20 protein-coding genes are annotated in these 17,063 nt (G+C 39.0%); 15 read left to right on the top strand and 5 right to left on the bottom strand.

Annotation, left to right across the window (positions count from 1 at the left end; genetic code table 11):
* The first annotated feature begins 33 nt into the window (after positions 1 to 33).
* The 3 genes from dksA to folK all read left to right on the top strand — a co-directional run bounded on the left by dksA (position 34) and on the right by folK (position 2,489).
* Positions 34 to 471, top strand: a complete 438-nt coding sequence (gene dksA / locus FEE42_RS00185; protein ID WP_059365396.1) for an RNA polymerase-binding protein DksA — start codon at positions 34 to 36, stop codon at positions 469 to 471.
* A 226-nt stretch (positions 472 to 697) separates the two neighbouring features.
* Entirely contained in the window at positions 698 to 2,002 is a 1,305-nt protein-coding gene (pcnB, locus tag FEE42_RS00180) for a polynucleotide adenylyltransferase PcnB (protein ID WP_129582225.1), read from the top strand.
* Between the two features lies 1 nt (position 2,003).
* Positions 2,004 to 2,489 carry a 2-amino-4-hydroxy-6-hydroxymethyldihydropteridine diphosphokinase gene (folK, locus tag FEE42_RS00175; RefSeq protein WP_164027408.1) on the top strand — a complete coding sequence of 162 codons (486 nt, stop codon included), beginning with the start codon at positions 2,004 to 2,006 and terminating at the stop codon, positions 2,487 to 2,489.
* Positions 2,490 to 2,531: 42 nt separating this feature from the next.
* Here the strand turns inward: folK and FEE42_RS00170 are convergent, their stop codons facing one another.
* Positions 2,532 to 3,512, bottom strand: a complete 981-nt coding sequence (locus FEE42_RS00170) for an SEL1-like repeat protein (protein ID WP_164027407.1) — start codon at positions 3,510 to 3,512, stop codon at positions 2,532 to 2,534.
* A gap of 378 nt (positions 3,513 to 3,890) precedes the next feature.
* Entirely contained in the window at positions 3,891 to 4,244 is a 354-nt protein-coding gene (locus FEE42_RS00165; RefSeq protein WP_059365400.1) for a DUF496 family protein, read from the bottom strand.
* A gap of 181 nt (positions 4,245 to 4,425) precedes the next feature.
* Here FEE42_RS00165 and serC point away from each other — a divergent pair, with 181 nt between their 5' ends.
* From serC to tpx, 3 genes are all read left to right on the top strand, one after another.
* Positions 4,426 to 5,511, top strand: coding sequence for a 3-phosphoserine/phosphohydroxythreonine transaminase (gene serC / locus FEE42_RS00160; RefSeq protein ID WP_059365401.1), 1,086 nt, complete (start codon positions 4,426 to 4,428; stop codon positions 5,509 to 5,511).
* Positions 5,512 to 5,588: 77 nt separating this feature from the next.
* Complete coding sequence (gene hisC, locus FEE42_RS00155; RefSeq protein WP_164027406.1) at positions 5,589 to 6,698, top strand: histidinol-phosphate transaminase; 1,110 nt, start codon at positions 5,589 to 5,591, stop codon at positions 6,696 to 6,698.
* 9 nt (positions 6,699 to 6,707) lie between these two features.
* Positions 6,708 to 7,205, top strand: a complete 498-nt coding sequence (gene tpx / locus FEE42_RS00150) for a thiol peroxidase (RefSeq protein WP_059365403.1) — start codon at positions 6,708 to 6,710, stop codon at positions 7,203 to 7,205.
* 75 nt (positions 7,206 to 7,280) lie between these two features.
* Here tpx and serS read toward each other — a convergent pair whose 3' ends face one another.
* On the bottom strand, positions 7,281 to 8,570 hold the full coding sequence (serS, locus tag FEE42_RS00145) for a serine--tRNA ligase (RefSeq protein ID WP_059365404.1): 1,290 nt from the start codon (positions 8,568 to 8,570) through the stop codon (positions 7,281 to 7,283).
* 248 nt (positions 8,571 to 8,818) lie between these two features.
* Between serS and FEE42_RS00140 the strand changes: the two genes are divergently transcribed.
* The gene (locus FEE42_RS00140; protein ID WP_059365405.1) at positions 8,819 to 9,037 is read left to right on the top strand and encodes a YdcH family protein; all 219 of its coding nucleotides are present in this window, start codon (positions 8,819 to 8,821) and stop codon (positions 9,035 to 9,037) included.
* A 37-nt stretch (positions 9,038 to 9,074) separates the two neighbouring features.
* On the opposite strand, the gene FEE42_RS00135 is transcribed toward FEE42_RS00140, so the two are convergent.
* Entirely contained in the window at positions 9,075 to 9,878 is an 804-nt protein-coding gene (locus FEE42_RS00135) for a hypothetical protein (RefSeq protein ID WP_164027405.1), read from the bottom strand.
* 98 nt (positions 9,879 to 9,976) lie between these two features.
* Between FEE42_RS00135 and FEE42_RS00130 the strand changes: the two genes are divergently transcribed.
* The 6 genes from FEE42_RS00130 to FEE42_RS00105 all read left to right on the top strand — a co-directional run bounded on the left by FEE42_RS00130 (position 9,977) and on the right by FEE42_RS00105 (position 14,259).
* Positions 9,977 to 10,639, top strand: coding sequence for a trimeric intracellular cation channel family protein (locus tag FEE42_RS00130; RefSeq protein WP_059365407.1), 663 nt, complete (start codon positions 9,977 to 9,979; stop codon positions 10,637 to 10,639).
* A gap of 293 nt (positions 10,640 to 10,932) precedes the next feature.
* Positions 10,933 to 11,940 carry a peptide-methionine (R)-S-oxide reductase MsrB gene (gene msrB, locus FEE42_RS00125; RefSeq protein ID WP_418066646.1) on the top strand — a complete coding sequence of 336 codons (1,008 nt, stop codon included), beginning with the start codon at positions 10,933 to 10,935 and terminating at the stop codon, positions 11,938 to 11,940.
* A 58-nt stretch (positions 11,941 to 11,998) separates the two neighbouring features.
* The gene (locus tag FEE42_RS00120; protein WP_164027404.1) at positions 11,999 to 12,640 is read left to right on the top strand and encodes a cytochrome c biogenesis protein CcdA; all 642 of its coding nucleotides are present in this window, start codon (positions 11,999 to 12,001) and stop codon (positions 12,638 to 12,640) included.
* Between the two features lie 103 nt (positions 12,641 to 12,743).
* Entirely contained in the window at positions 12,744 to 13,214 is a 471-nt protein-coding gene (locus FEE42_RS00115) for a redoxin family protein (protein WP_164027403.1), read from the top strand.
* Between the two features lie 307 nt (positions 13,215 to 13,521).
* The gene (locus FEE42_RS00110) at positions 13,522 to 14,070 is read left to right on the top strand and encodes a sigma-70 family RNA polymerase sigma factor (RefSeq protein ID WP_059365411.1); all 549 of its coding nucleotides are present in this window, start codon (positions 13,522 to 13,524) and stop codon (positions 14,068 to 14,070) included.
* 9 nt (positions 14,071 to 14,079) lie between these two features.
* Entirely contained in the window at positions 14,080 to 14,259 is a 180-nt protein-coding gene (locus FEE42_RS00105) for a zf-HC2 domain-containing protein (RefSeq protein ID WP_077582341.1), read from the top strand.
* A gap of 32 nt (positions 14,260 to 14,291) precedes the next feature.
* Here the strand turns inward: FEE42_RS00105 and FEE42_RS00100 are convergent, their stop codons facing one another.
* The gene (locus tag FEE42_RS00100; protein WP_164027402.1) at positions 14,292 to 14,849 is read right to left on the bottom strand and encodes a YtfJ family protein; all 558 of its coding nucleotides are present in this window, start codon (positions 14,847 to 14,849) and stop codon (positions 14,292 to 14,294) included.
* A 173-nt stretch (positions 14,850 to 15,022) separates the two neighbouring features.
* Between FEE42_RS00100 and proA the strand changes: the two genes are divergently transcribed.
* Together proA and FEE42_RS00090 are read left to right on the top strand one after the other, a co-directional pair.
* A complete protein-coding gene (gene proA / locus FEE42_RS00095) occupies positions 15,023 to 16,276 on the top strand; it encodes a glutamate-5-semialdehyde dehydrogenase (protein WP_059365413.1) in 1,254 nt (417 codons plus the stop codon).
* A 57-nt stretch (positions 16,277 to 16,333) separates the two neighbouring features.
* Positions 16,334 to 16,987 (top strand): hypothetical protein, encoded by a 654-nt coding sequence (locus tag FEE42_RS00090; protein WP_164027401.1) that lies wholly within the window; start codon positions 16,334 to 16,336, stop codon positions 16,985 to 16,987.
* Positions 16,988 to 17,063 lie beyond the last annotated feature (76 nt).

Below are 17,063 nucleotides of genomic sequence, written 5' to 3'. Positions count from 1 at the left end.
ACGCTTAAATTCTGTTTGTATTAGGAGTGAGATATGTCAAAAGCAACGTTAAGCTTATTAGAGCTGGCAGGCGTAAAACCATATCAACCAAAAAAAGATGAAGAATATATGAATGAAAATCAACTTCTTCACTTTAAAAAAATCTTAACGGCTTGGCACGAACAAATCGTGGAAGAGGCATCACGTACGGTTGCTCATATGCAAGATGAAGCGGCTAACTTTCCGGATCCTGCGGATCGCGCGACTCAAGAAGAGGAATTCAGCCTAGAATTGCGTAATCGTGATCGCGAACGTAAATTAATGAAAAAAATTGAAGCCACATTGAAAAAATTGGATACCGATGATTTCGGCTACTGTGATTCTTGCGGTGAAGAAATTGGGATTCGCCGTTTAGAAGCCCGTCCGACAGCAGATTTGTGTATTGACTGTAAAACCCTTGCAGAGATTCGCGAGAAGCAAGTTGCGGGTTAATTTACCATTCATTTAGAAAAAGTGCGGTTGTTTTGACCGCACTTTTCGCGTTTTAAAAACGGAGTCTATTATTCTTACTTATATTAAAAATTTGTTTGGCAAAAAGAAAAAAGTGCTACCGCAAAATGCACACCAAGCAAAAGCTCATTCTAGACGAGTTGAGCAACCTACTGGGCAATATGTAAATAAAAAAACAGCCAATCAGTCTCATCGTTATGATAAAAGTGTGATTAAGGCGACAAACTTTGGTATTCATCCACGTATGTTTAGCCGTAATGCACTCTCGGTGGTTGAAAAATTACAACGCCAAGGATTTGAAGCCTATATTGTTGGCGGTTCTATTCGAGATATGTTATTGGGTAAGCATCCAAAAGATTTTGATGTCGCCACCAATGCCCGTCCGGAACAAATCCAAAATATTTTCCAACGCCAATGTCGATTGGTCGGTCGCCGTTTTCGTCTTGCGCATATTATGTTTGGTCGCGATATTATTGAAGTGGCGACTTTTCGTGCCAATCACAACGACGCACGTAATGAACGACAAGCAAAACAAAGCCATGAGGGAATGCTCCTGCGTGATAACGTATACGGCACCATTGAACAAGACGCGGAACGCCGTGATTTCACAATTAATGCCCTTTATTACAATCCGCAAGATAACACATTACGCGATTATTTTAACGGCATTGAGGATTTAAAGGCAGGTAAATTACGCTTAATTGGCGAGCCGATAACCCGTTATCAAGAAGATCCCGTACGAATGCTACGTGCCATCCGTTTTATGGCGAAATTGGATATGTTTCTTGAAAAACCAAGCGAACAACCTATTCAAGAATTGGCTTATTTGCTAAAAAATATTCCGCCGGCACGTTTATTTGATGAAAGTTTAAAATTATTACAAACCGGTCATGGCGTAAAAACCTACCGTTTACTCCGCCAATACGGCTTGTTTGAACAACTCTTTCCCAGCCTCCTGCCTTTTTTTACGGAAAAAGAAGACAGTTTTGCCGAACGCATGATGGTTACTGCGCTCACCTCAACGGATGAACGTGTCGCTGATAAATTGCGTATTAATCCGGCATTTTTATTTGCTGCATTTTTCTGGTATCCATTACGTGAAAAAGTGGAAATATTAAAAAATGAAGGCGGATTAAATAACCATGATGCCTATGCCCTTGCCGGCAATGAAATATTGGATTTATTTTGTCAAACCTTAGCTGCACCGCGCCGTCATACCACAGTGATTCGTGATATTTGGTTTTTGCAGTTACAATTGCTTAAACGCACCGGTTCTGCACCTACACGCGTGATGGAACATCCTAAATTTCGCGCCGCTTTTGATCTATTAGCAATGCGCGCAGAAGTTGAAGGCGGAGAAACCATTGAGCTTGCTAAGTGGTGGCACGAGTATCAATTCAGTAATCATGATCAGCGCAATCAACTGGTAAAAGAGCAACAATCTTTACACCCAAAACCGAAGAAAAAATACTTTCGTTCCCGTAAACGCCGTAAACCGAGACCGATGGAATAATATGATAACCGTGTATATTGCTCTAGGTAGCAATTTAAATACTCCCTCTAAACAGCTCGATAGTGCGTTAAAGGCGATAGAAAACTTGCCGCAAACCCGTTTCATTGCGGTAAGTTCGTTTTATCAAAGCAAACCGCTCGGCCCACAAGATCAGCCGGATTATGTCAATGCAGTGGCAAAAATAGAAACCGCCCTTCCCCCATTATCATTATTAGATGAATTACAACAAATCGAAAATGAACAAGGGAGGGTGCGTTTGCGCCGCTGGGGTGAACGAACATTGGATTTGGATATTCTACTTTATGGTAATGAAATTATTCAAAACGAACGTCTCACAGTGCCTCACTATGATATGCATAATCGGGAATTTGTCGTGCTACCCTTGATGGAGATCGCACCTAATCTAACCCTTCCCGATGGAAAGGATATCACGGAGTTAGGCGCATATTTCACCCATCATTCAATGAAAAAAATCAACATTATCTAACCATTGCATAAAGTTGACTTTTATTTGTCGCCTCCTTCAATATTAGGGAGTTGTATTTAGCCTACGGTATTCATCACAAGCGTTCTGCAGAGCATTATCACAAGCTTTGCCAAACCACTCTTTTGCTTGAGATTTATTTTGACGAACACCATATCCGTTTTCATAAATCACTCCCAAATTATATTGCGCATCCTGTGCACCTTGCTCTGCCGCTTTTTTATACCACTTCACTGCTTGGTGGTAATCCTGTTTCACACCATATCCATTGGCATACATCCCAGCAAGATTATATTGCCCATCAACATCTCCTTGCTCTGCTGCTTTTTTATACCATTTCACGGCTTGGTGATAATCCTGTTTTACACTTTGTCCGTTTTCATACATCCATGCTAAATTATTTTGAGCTTCTGCAAACCCTTGCTCTGCTGCTTTTTGGTACCAATTCATCGCTTGATCATAATCCTGCCTCACACCGAGTCCGTAATAATACATCCATGCTAAATTCGATTGAGCCTCTGCAAGTCCTTTTTCTACCGCCTTTTGATACAGTATCACTGCTTGATGATAATCCTGTTTTACACCTAACCCATTGGCATACATCATACCTAAATTAGTCTGGGCTCTTTCATATCCTTGTTCTGCTGATTTCCGATACCATTTCACAGCTTGGTGATAATCCTGCTCCACAACCTGTCCGTAGAAATACATCACACCTAAATTATTTTGAGCCTTTGCATCGCCTTGTTCTACTGCTTTTTGATACCACTTGAGTGCTTGCTGATAATCCTGTTTTACGCCATGTCCCTGGTAATACATCACTCCTAGACCATTTTGTCCCCTAGCATCCCCAAGCTCTGCCAAGGATTTAAATAAATCAAAAGCATTTTTGTAATCTTTTTGTTCATCAGCAATTTTCGCTTGTTTATACAAGCTATCTGCCGAATTAATATGAGTTAATGCGTTAATACTTGTGCTTGAAAAAGTGAAAAGTGACGCAACTAGCAAGATTTTTTCTAATTTCATTGAATTTCCTCTTAAAAGTGTAGATAAGGGCTATGTTTTATTGTTAAAGGATAACGTAAGCACAGGTCCATAAGGTCAATTATCCCCCCTAAACTTCTTTACATTGAGTTAAATTACAGGCAAATTTACCAGTATGTCCGACATATTAAAGTGCATTTTACGACTTTAATTAACCTTAACCCGACTTGCTCATGATAAAAACGTTTTATTTCATATAGAACTCACCAAGCAGTAAACTCGAACTTAATAACGACTGTATGAAAATCTCCACTAAATAAAATTCGGATAGGAATTTTAAAATTTTTTAATTGATTTAACGTTTTGTATAACAACGACGTAACAAAAAAAACCGCACTTGGGCTAAAAGTGCGGTCGTTTTTATGCCGTAATTTTATTTGATTTTTTTAATAATTCGGCGTGAGATTTCTTTTGGTCTTTCATTTTTCCACTGATTTCACGGCGTTGCGTAGAAAGTTCTGCACTACGAATAGTGTAATCATCAATACGTGTTTCATAATCATCACGCATATTTTCAATAATGGCACGTACATCTGCAATATCCATATCATCACGAATATATTGATTTAAGTTATCAAGTAGTAACACCCGTTTTTGATTGTCACGAATTTTACGGCTGATGTCTTCAATATCACGTTTCAGCTTGTTTTTTAAACGATACATACGCACATATTCCAACACGTCTTGAAAAGATTGTTTATTTACGGTTTCCATAGTTGCTCTCCCAACAAAATTATTGGCTGTAATTTAGCTTTTTTTTCCCTATTCGTCAAAACCTTAAATTTAAATTTTCCGACCGATACAAAAAAAGCAAAGATTTTTCTAAAAAACGTTGATTATCCAATTTTATAGTGATAAAACGTGGAGCATTATTTTCTAAAAATGAGGCAATACGATGTCACAAGTCTTCAATTTTAGTGCCGGTCCGGCAATGATTTTTCCTGAAGTATTACACCAAGCACAATCAGAACTGACTAACTGGTTGGAACAAAATGTTTCCGTGATGGAAGTTAGTCACCGTGGTAAATATTTTATGGAACTCATCACTGAAGCGGAAAAAGATTTGCGTGAAGTGTATAACATTCCTGATAACTACCGAGTACTCTTTTTACAAGGCGGTGCACGGGGTCAATTTGCCGCACTACCAATGAATTTGATTGGTAAAAAAGGCAAAGCACTTTACTTAAACAGTGGGCATTGGTCTGCTACTGCGGCAAAAGAAGCCCGTAATTTTGCGGAAATTGATGAAATTAGCATTGTTGAGAATGTTGATAAAACCCATATTACCCACCTTGATTTTTCTGATATCGCCGATCAATATGATTACGTCCATTATTGCCCTAATGAAACTATTAGCGGCGTAGAAATTTTTGACGTACCAAAGGTTGGAAATGCCGTACTTGTCGCGGATATGTCTTCTAATATTCTTTCTCGTGAAATTGATATTAGCAAATTCGGCATAATTTATGCCGGCGCACAAAAAAATCTCGGCCCAGCTGGGATCACATTGGTGATTGTACGTGAAGATTTAATTGGCAATGCACGCAAAGAAACGCCTTCTATTTGGAACTATGCCATACAATCCGGCGCAGATTCTATGATCAATACCCCACCAACTTTTGCATGGTATTTATGCTCTTTAGTATTTAAACATATTAAAGCACTCGGTGGCTTGAAAGTGCTTGCCAAGCGAAATGAACTAAAGGCTAAAACCCTTTATGATTATATAGACTCCAGCAAGCTCTATCGAAATGTTGTGGCAAAAGAAAATCGCTCCACAATGAATGTTACCTTCGTTACCGGTAACCCGGAATTGGATGCAAAATTCGTAGCAGAAGCAACAGCTGCCGGCTTACAAGCCCTAAAAGGACATAAAGTATTAGGCGGTATGCGTGCCTCTATTTATAATGCAATGCCGTTAGAAGGCGTGGAAGCACTCATCAAATTTATGCAAAAATTTGAAGCCGAAAATTTATCTTAAGCACAATAATCTGTTTTACATCAAATACGGGCGTGCTAATACGCCCTTATGTTTCAATATAAATTCAATATAAAATTATGCAATACATCAACATCGCCAATCAAGGCGTAAAATCCCTCTCACCTTATCAAGCGGGTAAACCGATTGAAGAGCTTGAACGTGAACTCGGTATTTCTAATATCGTTAAACTTGCCTCTAATGAAAACCCATTCGGTTTTCCCGAAAGTGCGAAACAAGAAATTATCAAACAGCTAGATCAACTTACCCGTTATCCCGATGCAAATGGCTTTGAGCTAAAACAAACCATTGCAAAAAAATTTGGTGTTCAGCCGAATCAAATTACTCTAGGCAACGGTTCAAACGATTTGCTTGAACTCTTCGCCCATACTTTTGCCTGTGAAGAGGACGAAATCATTTATTCACAATATGCTTTTATCGTTTATCCTCTTGTTACAAAGGCGATTAATGCTACCGCAAAAGAAATTCCGGCAAAGGATTGGGGACATAATTTAACGGGATTTTTAACCGCACTTTCCGACAAAACCAAATTAATTTTTATTGCGAATCCGAACAATCCGACGGGGAATTTTCTAACGGAACAAGAAATTGATGCGTTCTTGGCAAAAGTACCGGAAAACGTACTGGTCATATTGGACGAAGCTTATACGGAATTTACCCTCCCTGAAGAACGGGTCGATTCTTTCGGTTTATTGAAAAAATATCCAAATCTCATTGTTTCCCGTTCGCTCTCGAAAGCCTACGGATTAGCCGGTTTACGGATTGGCTATGCAGTGTCCAATCCTGAAATTGCCGATTTATTAAACCGTGTTCGTCAGCCGTTTAATTGCAATAGTTTAGCGCTTGCCTCAGCGATCGCAGTGATGAACGATGATGCCTTCATTGAAAAAGTAGCAGCAAATAACCGTACTGAAATGGCTCGTTATGAAAGTTTCTGCCAACAATACGGCTTGGATTATATTCCTTCAAAAGGCAATTTTATTACAATTGACTTCAAAAAGCCTGCTCTGCCAATTTATGAGGCGTTATTGCGAGAAGGCGTGATTGTCCGCCCAATTGCAGGCTACGGAATGCCGAATCATTTACGCATTAGTATTGGATTACCTCATGAAAACGACAAATTTTTTACCGCACTAATTAACGTGCTCAATTTAACTCAAGCTAACTAGGAGCTTTTTATGACAGCAGTAACAATGATGGGAAATCCCATTGAAATTAAAGGCAATTTTCCACAAAAAGGTGAAAAAGTCGATAATCTTATCTTAACCAATAAAGATCTGGCGGATGTCACCTTAGAAAGTTTTGCAGGAAAACGCAAAGTATTAAATATTTTCCCAAGTATTGATACCGGCATTTGTGCGACATCGGTACGCGTATTCAACCAACGTGCGGCAAATTTGGAAAATACCGTCGTATTATGTATTTCAGCGGATCTCCCTTTTGCTCAAGCCCGTTTTTGTGGTGCTGAGGGCATTGAAAATGTGCAAACACTTTCTACTTTCCGTCATAAAGATGTTCATGAGAACTTAGGTATAGATATTGCAACAGGCCCGATTGCCGGTTTAACCGCCCGCTCTGTGATCGTGTTAGATGAAAACAACAATGTATTACACAGCGAATTGGTGTCTGAAATTAAAAGTGAACCGAATTATGATGCAGCAGTAGCAGTATTATAAAAAACGGTTGTAGTATATAGAAAACAAAAAGTGCGGTTAAAATTGACCGCACTTTTTACTAGCTGAATATCGGTATTATTTGCCGATAACCTCTAATCCCCCCATATACGGACGCAAAACTTCCGGTACGGTAACTGAGCCGTCGGCATTTTGATAGTTTTCAAGTACGGCAACTAACGTACGCCCTACTGCTAACCCCGAGCCATTTAACGTATGCACTAAACGGGTTTTCTTATCGCCTTTTGCTTTGCAGCGGGCTTGCATACGACGGGCTTGGAAATCCCACATATTAGAACAAGAAGAAATCTCACGATAAGTATCCTGTGCCGGCACCCACACTTCCAAATCATAGGTTTTACAAGAACCAAAGCCCATATCACCGGTACAAAGTAATACTTTACGATAAGGAAGATTGAGCAATTGCAATACTTTTTCCGCATGACCGGTTAATTCTTCAAGGGCTTCCATTGATTTATCCGGATCAACAATTTGCACCATTTCCACTTTATCAAACTGGTGCATACGAATTAATCCTCTTGTATCACGTCCGTAAGATCCTGCCTCTGAACGGAAACATGGCGTATGTGCGGTCATTTTGATCGGCAATTCTGCGTCATCAAGAATCACATCACGGACTAAATTCGTTACCGGTACTTCCGCCGTTGGAATTAATGCGTAAGGCTGCTCACCTTCTAAGGCATTGGTGTGAAATAAATCCTCACCAAATTTTGGTAATTGCCCTGTACCGTAAAGAGTTGCATGATTCACCAAATAAGGCACATAGGTTTCTAAATAACCATGTTGTTCAGAGTGAAGATCCAACATAAATTGGGCTAAAGCACGATGCATTTTAGCAATTTGCCCTTTCATCACAGCAAAACGCGCCCCCGCCAATTTTGCTCCGGCGGCAAAATCCAAACCGTCAATTTGCTCGCCTAAAGTAACATGATCCTTAATTTCAAAATCAAAAATTCTTGGCGTTCCCCAACGTAAAATTTCGAGGTTTTCCGAATCGTCTTTACCAAGCGGCACTTCATCTGCCGGTAAATTTGGAATAGTTAATGCAATTTGATTGATTTCCGCTAAAACTTCATCTAATTGAGTTTTCGCTTCATTTAATTGGTTGCCCATATTATCGACTTCGGCAAGTAACGGGGCGATATCCTCACCACGGGCTTTTGCCGCCCCGATAGCTTTCGATCGGGTATTACGTTCCGCCTGTAAAGTTTCGGTTTTAACTTGAAGCGTTTTACGCTGTTCTTCCAACGCCACAAGTTTTTCGGTATCAAGAATGAAGTTACGTTTAATTTTTAGTTTTTCTGCAACTTCCGCTAAATTATTGCGGATTAGATTCGGATCAATCATTGAACTTCCTTAGTATTTGTTTGAAATGAGAGTGCTCGTATTCTAGCGTGGATTGATAAAATAAACCAGTTAAAAGCCAAGAGATAGCAAGGATTTTATAAAAATTAAAAAATTTTAAAGCGTCATTTTTCACTTTTAAACACCGTGATTTTATTTTTGATCCAGTTCACACTTTTATCATTCCCCACTATTAATTTTTTATAAAAAGAGTAAAGTAAAGATAGTTTTTATCACTATAGGAGCTTAATATGTTTCCCGAATTCAGAGACTTAATCACTAAACTTAAAAATAATGATGCTTACTTTGAGCGTCTATTTAACAAGCATAATGAATTAGATCAAGATATTAAAAATAAAGAAGAAAACATTCAGCTTGCAACCCATACGGAAATTGAAATCTTAAAGAAAGAAAAACTACGAATTAAAGATGAGCTTTATGCTTACTTGAAAAAGAAAGCGATAGAATAAAAAACAAAAGTGCGGTCAAATTTAACCGCACTTTTTTCTATACAAACACCATCCATAATGGCAAACAAATGCCGATAAACAGCAAAATAAATAATGTGTTCAGGCTTAATGCCCATTTTTGGAAACTATGAATAACTAAAATCGCTGCAATCACAAAATGACAAATAAAATAAATGGCGTAGGCAAAAATACTCTCCGAATTGAACCCATTTTGCAAACCGATAAAGATCAAGAAAATAAATATTGCCAAAGCATTTAAAGCCAGTAAAACAATCATTAATAGAGGTAACAAGGCAATAAAATTTTGCAAACGGTTTTTCGCTATCACTAACGCTAAATTCACCAATATCACCCCGGATAAAATCTGAGCGATAGGATTATATTCGGCAAAGGCTGCCAAAGGTAGCCGGCTAAATAACATAAAATAGCCCAATCCGCCTAAACCAGCCATTAAGATTGCCATCAATAAAAAACTATGGCGGGCTTTCTCAACTTTTGATTGTTTCCAAATGAAATACACCACAGATAAACCGCACAGGCTCATTATATTGATAAAGGTATGGCGATAATCGGGTAAAAGACTCACCACCATCCATATGATCCAATAGAATGCAAAAGCTACATTCACTTTAACCAACCGCCCTCGCTGTCCGGGACAAATTTCACCTTTATAAAACACCAATAAAGAAAATAATTGTGCCACCAACACCGCTAATCCTAAATGAGGAATTGCCTGTGTTTGAGATTTTAACGCAAAGATAAAAAACTCAACAACCAACAGCAGACAAAGAGTCAGTATCGAGAATAGCTGCACGGAAAATTTGGAGGATTGTTCTGACATAATTGAAAAATATAGAAAAATAATGCGCCATTATGCTAAAAATTCACGATGTTTTAAAGTAGAATGGACACAATTTTGACCGCACTTTAGGAACTCAAATGTTACTCAGCATTTTATATATTATCGGCATTACCGCCGAGGGTATGACCGGGGCATTGGCAGCCGGCAGAGAAAAAATGGATATTTTCGGGGTGATTATTATTGCCTCTGTAACCGCTATCGGAGGTGGTTCCGTACGCGATGTGCTATTAGGTCACTATCCTTTAGGCTGGGTCAAACATCCTGAGTATTTTTTAATTGTGGCAAGTGCGGCAGTCATTACGGTTTATGTTGCCCCGTTTATTAACCACTTTATGCGTTACTTCCGCACCATTTTCTTAGTATTGGATGCCATGGGATTAGTCGTATTTTCTATCATCGGTGCCCAAATTGCCATAGATATGGGGCATGGCGTCACGATTGTCTGTATCGCAGGTTGCATCACTGGTGCATTTGGCGGTGTATTACGGGATTTACTCTGTAACCGTATTCCCCTGGTATTCCAAAAAGAACTTTATGCCAGTGTTTCCCTTTTCGCTACTCTTACCTACTACTCACTCAGTACACTCCAAATAGAACACACCGTTGCAGTATTAATCACCCTAATCACGAGCTTTACACTACGGGTTTTAGCGATTCGTTTTGCATGGGGACTACCGGTATTTAACTATCAAGAATTATCACCGGAAGAACAAGATAAGTTACCGAAGAAAACAAAATAATCGAAGTAGCCAGCCAAATATTATGGCTAGGCTATTTGTATTAACCGAGAAATAAAAAACAGGGAGTTATCTAAAATTCCCTGCCTCACCTAAGAGTTTGCGAATAAAAAATAAGCTATTTTTTACTCCACTCCGCTCCGCTCTTCAAGCTACCGATTGAAAAAATTTGTAAGAAACGAACGCTTTTCCAGTCTAAAACAATATTACTTGGATATTAAAAAGGAGAATCGACAGTGAAATTGTCAAAAATCTTTCTATTTTTAACCGCACTTTGTGCCACAAGCCAATCTATTTTGGCTGTCGAAAAAACCATATCAACGCAAAATATGGAGCAAAAAGCCATGATTAAACCTCAACAAAATATACGTGAAATTTATTTAGCCGGTGGTTGTTTTTGGGGTGTAGAGGCATATATGGAACGCATTTATGGCGTGAAAGAGGCGGTTTCGGGTTATGCCAATGGCAATACCGATAAAACCAGCTATGCGCTTTTAGCTGTTACCGATCACGCCGAAGCGGTAAAAGTCACTTACGATGCAAACCAAATTTCACTCGATAAATTGTTGCAATACTATTTCAAAGTGATCGATCCAACCAGTGTGAACAAACAAGGCAATGACAGAGGTCGTCAATATCGCACCGGGGTTTACTATCAAGATGCCACAGATAAAACAGTGATCGACCAAGCAATTTCCACACTTCAAACGAAGTATAAAAATAAAATTCAAATTGAAGTAGAACCGCTGAAAAACTATACGGAAGCGGAAGAATATCACCAAGATTATTTGAAAAAAAATCCGAATGGCTATTGTCATATCGACATTACACAGGCAGACGAACCGATGATTAATGAAAAAGATTACCCAAAACCAAGCGATGAAACACTCAAAGCAAAATTAACACCATTGCAATATTCGGTGACACAAAATAAGAATACTGAGCGTTCTTTCAGCAATGAATATTGGGATAATTTCCAACCGGGTATTTATGTTGATATCACCACCGGTGAACCGATGTTTTCATCCAATGACAAATTTGAATCAGACTGTGGTTGGCCGAGTTTCACCCACCCAATAGCCAAAGAGGTGGTGCATTATCAAACCGACAACAGCTTTAATATGCAACGCACCGAAGTATTGAGTCGCAGTGGTAATGCGCATTTGGGACACGTTTTTGATGACGGCCCAAAAGATAAAGGCGGTTTGCGTTATTGCATTAACAGTGCCTCGATCAAATTTATTCCCTTGGCTGAAATGGAAAAAGCCGGATACGGGTATTTAGTGAAAACGATTAAAAAATAATGTTAATAGGATATGTGAACGCTGTTCACTCACCTTTAAAATATCAGGAAATTAAACTATGTTAGACCAACAACTTCTTATCGGTACAGTATTTTTAGCTGGGATTGCTTCTTTTCTTTCCCCCTGCATTTTTCCGATCATTCCCGTTTATTTTGGTATTCTAAGCAAAGGCGGGAAAAAAGTCCTTAATACCTTTTTATTTATTTTAGGGCTTTCACTTACCTTTGTGAGCCTTGGCTTTAGCTTTGGTTTTTTAGGGAATATTTTATTCAGTCATACCACTCGTGTGATTGCTGGTGTCATCGTGATTATTCTTGGTATCCACCAACTTGGGATCGCCAAAATCGACTTACTTGAACGTACTAAATTAGTGGCGATCAAAACATCGGGAAAATCGACCGCACTTGAGGCATTCGTACTGGGCTTAACCTTTAGTCTTGGCTGGACGCCCTGCATTGGCCCAATCCTCGCCTCGGTTCTTGCGCTTTCCGGTGATGAAGGTTCGGCAATTTACGGTGCCTCTATGATGTTTGTTTATGTGCTTGGCTTGGCAACTCCTTTTATGCTGTTTTCACTCTTCTCCGATAGTTTGCTTAAACGGACTAAAAGCTTAAATAAGCACTTAGACAAATTCAAAATTGGCGGTGGAATTTTAATTATTGTGATGGGATTTTTATTAATCACCAATAACTTAGCCTAGCGGTCTCGCTATGCGACTTTATGAACCAAGCCACACAGTGGAATATGGCTTGAATTAAATAAAACCATACTGCTTGTATGGCTGAACAAAAAGGAAAAAATAAATGAAAAAATTACTCTCAATCTTATTAATGATATTTAGCTTTCAGGCTTTCGCAAAAACCAACTTGGCAGACGTACCACTCAAGGATTTAAACAATCAACCTGTTACGCTTGACCAATACAAAGGAAAACCGGTGTATGTGAAAATGTGGGCGTCATGGTGCCCTATCTGCTTAGCCGGCTTGGCGGAAATTGACGATTTAAGTGCCGAACAACATCAAAATTTTGAAATCATTACTCTTGTTTCCCCCTCTCATAAAGGAGAGAAAGCAACGGCAGATTTCGTTGAATGGTACAAAGGGTTAGAATACAAAAATATTACGGTGTTACTTGATGAAAAAGGGAAAATCATTGACCGAGCCCGTGCACGCGGTTATCCTTTTAATGTATTTTTAGACGGTGATTTAAATATCAAAAAAACCGTACCCGGCCATCTAAATACAGAGAAAATTCGTCAATTTGCCGAACAATAATATAGGATAAGTGCGGTTAAAATTTTTAAAATTACGTCTTTCCCATAATGTGACAAATACCTGTTTTCGAGATCATACAACCGACACAGGTATTTTTATTTGTCGTAAAAGAGATTAGGATGGCGAATTATCGCTCAATCTGTAACAAATTTATTAAATATTAATAGAAAATACCGATTACTGCCAAAGATTAGATAGATAATGGGTTGAATATCTCTATTTTTTTAATTATTCTGTGGGGGCTCATTCACTGGTACGAAACGAAGAAACTTTTCATTTCTTACCTGATTTTTTGAAAGGAATAACAATGCCTAAGCACATTTCCGAACAGGAATTAAATACTATTCGGCAACAAATGTTGAAGTTTGCCGAATTACAATTACACAGCCATGAACTTGCAGAAGATCTTGTGCAAGAATCCTTTTTAAGTGCGTTTAAAAATATCGATCATTTTAAACGTAAGGCAGCATTTAAAACCTGGATGTTTGCCATTTTAAAGAATAAAATTATTGATTATTTGCGTCAAAAAGGACGCATTGTTTTGGAAAGTGAAATAGAAGATGAAGATTCACCAAATGCATTTTTTGATGAAGTCGATCATTGGAATTTAACCTATGCGCCGAGTAATTTAAAAGAGTATGAAGAAAAGATTTATGCCGAAGAATTTTGGCTAATTTTTGAAGCCTGCTTAACTTATCTACCTGCGCAACAAGCTCGAGTTTTTATGATGCGTGAAGTTTTAGAATTATCATCAGATGAAATTTGCCAAGAAGCCCGATTAAGTAAGTCTAATTTACACACTATACTTTATCGTGCACGCTTACAACTGCAACATTGTCTTTCTCGAAAATTATAAGGAGCCTTTATGCGTTGCCGTCAAGCTACAAGAATCATTTCAGATTCCCATGAACGTTCGCTAACTCTGCAAGAGAGGGGGGGATTACGTCTTCATTTGGCGATTTGCTCTCATTGTCGTAATTTTAAACAAAATTGTGACGAGCTAAGCCAATTAATGAAGTCATTTGCGAATAATTCAAGAAAGTAAAAAAGCGGAAGTTTTAAACTTCCGCATAAATATTACTTCATCAATTCTGTTATTAACGCAATCACTGTCTGAATATCTGCGTTAGACAACTTGCCTTCTTTCACAAATTTTACTTTACCCTTTTTATCCAACACAATAATCGCGCTGTCTTTGGCATTTAAATGCCACGCGTTTTTTACCGTACTTTTATCATCCAGTACCACTTGGCTGTGCGGGTTTTCTATTTTACCCTTTTCCGCACTACTTTTCACAAACATTCCCGTGCCGACAATAGCATCATCAGCATTGATAATTGTCGTAGTTTGATAGTAGGATGAAGAAAAACGCGCTGCTTTGATGGCATCAATCATTGATTGATTTTTTTCTTTCGCCGCCGTTCTTCCTGCCAGATGATGAATCACCCGAACTTTCCCCGCTAATGAGGAAGACGCCCAAGTTTGGAATTTGGTCTCTTTTCCTACAAGTAGGATCTCGCCATATTCCGCGACTTTTACTGCCGGTAATGCTTGTTCAAGTTGTAAGTTATGCGCAAACGCAAAACGGCTGAGCATCAGTAAACCTAATACAAAAATCAAAATTTGTTTTTTCATTTGTTTTCCTTTAAAAATCATTTAAAAAACGACCGCACTTTTGGCGAATCTCACATTTTTTCCGGTTAAAAACATACAGTTTTTCTCCAAATCCTATTTATTAAGCATTTAATCTTCTTCGTTTTTCGGATAAGCTACGCACCATTATTGTTGTATTTTTAAAGGGACATACTATGTTAGAACAGATGGGAAAACAAGCCAAAGAAGCGGCTTTTGTGTTAGCACAATTAAGTACCGCAGAAAAAAACAATGCCTTAAATATTATTGCCGAACAATTAGAACAGCAAGCAGATCGTATTTTAACCGAGAATGCAAAGGATATTGAACTGGCAAAGCAAAACGGACTGTCTGAAGCGTTGATTGATCGTCTTCAACTCACTCCGGAACGCTTACAAGGCATTGCCAATGACGTACGTCATGTGATTTCGCTTGCCGATCCTGTGGGTAAAATTATTGATGGGGGAACATTGGATAGCGGTTTAAAAATCGAACGTATCCGCACGCCGATTGGGGTAATCGGTACTATTTATGAGGCACGTCCAAATGTTACTATTGATGTGGCAAGCCTTTGTTTAAAAACGGGCAATGCCGTCATTTTACGAGGGGGAAAAGAAACCCAATTTTCCAATAATATTTTAGTGAAGGTGGTGCAAAACGCCCTTGAGCAAGCTGGGTTACCTAAATTTGCCGTGCAAGCGATTACCGATCCTAATCGTGATCTCGTCATGCAATTATTAAAACTTGATCGCTATGTGGATATGATTATTCCGCGTGGTGGGGCAAACTTACACGAGCTTTGTAAACAACACGCCACCATTCCGGTGATTATCGGCGGCGTGGGCGTTTGTCATACTTTTGTGGAAGAAAGTGCGGATCAAAATCAGGCTGTTCTCGTTATCGACAATGCGAAAACCCAACGTCCAAGCACTTGTAACACCCTAGAAACCCTACTCGTGCAAGATTCTATCGCCGCTGAATTTTTACCTAAACTTGTGGCTCAACTTACAGCGAAAAACGTAAAATATCACGCAAAATCAACCGCACTTGAAATATTAAAACAAACCGGAGCAACGGTAGATGAAATCACCGAGCAACAATTACGTGAAGAATGGGGCTCTCTTGATTTAAATGTGGTGATAGTAAAGGATATTCAGGCAGCAATTGCCCATATTCGTGAATACGGCACGCAACATTCCGAAAGTATTTTAACCGCCTCTCAAACCGTGGCGCAGAAATTTGTAAGCCAAGTGGATGCCGCTGCGGTTTATGTGAATGCGAGTACCCGCTTTACGGATGGCGGACAATTTGGCTTAGGGGCGGAAGTCGCCGTCAGCACCCAGAAACTCCATGCACGCGGTCCAATGGGATTAGAAGCACTTACTACCTATAAATGGGTCTGTGAAGGAAATTACACCACAAGAAAATAATCTTTATTTCAACCGCACTTATCAGCAATAAAGTGCGGTTATTTTTAGGAGAATTCTATGAAAAAACTGATTATGTTACTCAGTATTATCGTCGCTTTGGTCGGCGTAGCTTTTGTGCAAACATCAGCAACAGCTGACAATGCCGATGACGGTAAACGAAATTTTGTGGTTTCGATTATCGCAAAATATTTCCCATTTGAAGCGGAGGATTTAACGGCATGGTACGATAAAAATATCGTTTATGCAGATAATCCGACCGATCATAGCGTGACGTTTAAACTAGATGAAAAAGAAATCACTCTTGCTGCTCATCAAACGCAAAAGCTCATCTTAGAACCGGGGCAACATCATTTAGCATTATCTGACGGCAAAGTGGTTGAACTAACACAAAAAGCAGGAACAAATCGCTCTATTTTAAACCCGACCGCGTCGCCTTATTTCTTTTGGAAAACAGTTTACGGATCGGTCAATCTGCCTATTGAATATAAAATAATCACAATAGATGGGAAATCCTATGAAGGCCCTATTGAGATCAGCAATGAATATTTGATTACACGTATAGGCAATCAACCTTGGCGGTTCGGTTTGGACGAGCCAATCCCCGAGACGGTTGCGGTAAACAATGATCGTAATAATTACACCTTAATTTTTAGCAAAGCCTATCGATTGCCGGATTTTATTAAAGCCTACCCAATGTTATCCGCACAATAAATAAAACCAAAGTGCGGTCAGAAAAAATTTTATTTTCTAACCGCACGTTAATAAAAAAACAGTTGATGCCGTTTTG

This window comes from Rodentibacter caecimuris, from assembly GCF_010587025.1.
Taxonomy (GTDB): Bacteria; Pseudomonadota; Gammaproteobacteria; order Enterobacterales; family Pasteurellaceae; genus Rodentibacter; species Rodentibacter caecimuris.
This window is presented reverse-complemented; position numbering and strand designations above follow the sequence as displayed.

What these genes read in the sequence shown, in the direction of transcription:
- dksA (WP_059365396.1), top strand. Translation starts at nt 34, where the DNA reads ATGTCAAAAGCAACGTTAAGCTTATTAGAGCTGGCAGGCGTAAAACCA.
- FEE42_RS00100 (WP_164027402.1), bottom strand. Translation starts at nt 14,849, where the DNA reads ATGAAAAAACAAATTTTGATTTTTGTATTAGGTTTACTGATGCTCAGC.
- FEE42_RS00165 (WP_059365400.1), bottom strand. Translation starts at nt 4,244, where the DNA reads ATGGAAACCGTAAATAAACAATCTTTTCAAGACGTGTTGGAATATGTG.
- FEE42_RS00135 (WP_164027405.1), bottom strand. Translation starts at nt 9,878, where the DNA reads ATGTCAGAACAATCCTCCAAATTTTCCGTGCAGCTATTCTCGATACTG.
- FEE42_RS00140 (WP_059365405.1), top strand. Translation starts at nt 8,819, where the DNA reads ATGTTTCCCGAATTCAGAGACTTAATCACTAAACTTAAAAATAATGAT.
- FEE42_RS00090 (WP_164027401.1), top strand. Translation starts at nt 16,334, where the DNA reads ATGAAAAAACTGATTATGTTACTCAGTATTATCGTCGCTTTGGTCGGC.
- proA (WP_059365413.1), top strand. Translation starts at nt 15,023, where the DNA reads ATGTTAGAACAGATGGGAAAACAAGCCAAAGAAGCGGCTTTTGTGTTA.
- serC (WP_059365401.1), top strand. Translation starts at nt 4,426, where the DNA reads ATGTCACAAGTCTTCAATTTTAGTGCCGGTCCGGCAATGATTTTTCCT.
- folK (WP_164027408.1), top strand. Translation starts at nt 2,004, where the DNA reads ATGATAACCGTGTATATTGCTCTAGGTAGCAATTTAAATACTCCCTCT.
- FEE42_RS00110 (WP_059365411.1), top strand. Translation starts at nt 13,522, where the DNA reads ATGCCTAAGCACATTTCCGAACAGGAATTAAATACTATTCGGCAACAA.
- FEE42_RS00120 (WP_164027404.1), top strand. Translation starts at nt 11,999, where the DNA reads ATGTTAGACCAACAACTTCTTATCGGTACAGTATTTTTAGCTGGGATT.
- hisC (WP_164027406.1), top strand. Translation starts at nt 5,589, where the DNA reads ATGCAATACATCAACATCGCCAATCAAGGCGTAAAATCCCTCTCACCT.
- serS (WP_059365404.1), bottom strand. Translation starts at nt 8,570, where the DNA reads ATGATTGATCCGAATCTAATCCGCAATAATTTAGCGGAAGTTGCAGAA.
- FEE42_RS00105 (WP_077582341.1), top strand. Translation starts at nt 14,080, where the DNA reads ATGCGTTGCCGTCAAGCTACAAGAATCATTTCAGATTCCCATGAACGT.
- FEE42_RS00115 (WP_164027403.1), top strand. Translation starts at nt 12,744, where the DNA reads ATGAAAAAATTACTCTCAATCTTATTAATGATATTTAGCTTTCAGGCT.
- FEE42_RS00170 (WP_164027407.1), bottom strand. Translation starts at nt 3,512, where the DNA reads ATGAAATTAGAAAAAATCTTGCTAGTTGCGTCACTTTTCACTTTTTCA.
- FEE42_RS00130 (WP_059365407.1), top strand. Translation starts at nt 9,977, where the DNA reads ATGTTACTCAGCATTTTATATATTATCGGCATTACCGCCGAGGGTATG.
- tpx (WP_059365403.1), top strand. Translation starts at nt 6,708, where the DNA reads ATGACAGCAGTAACAATGATGGGAAATCCCATTGAAATTAAAGGCAAT.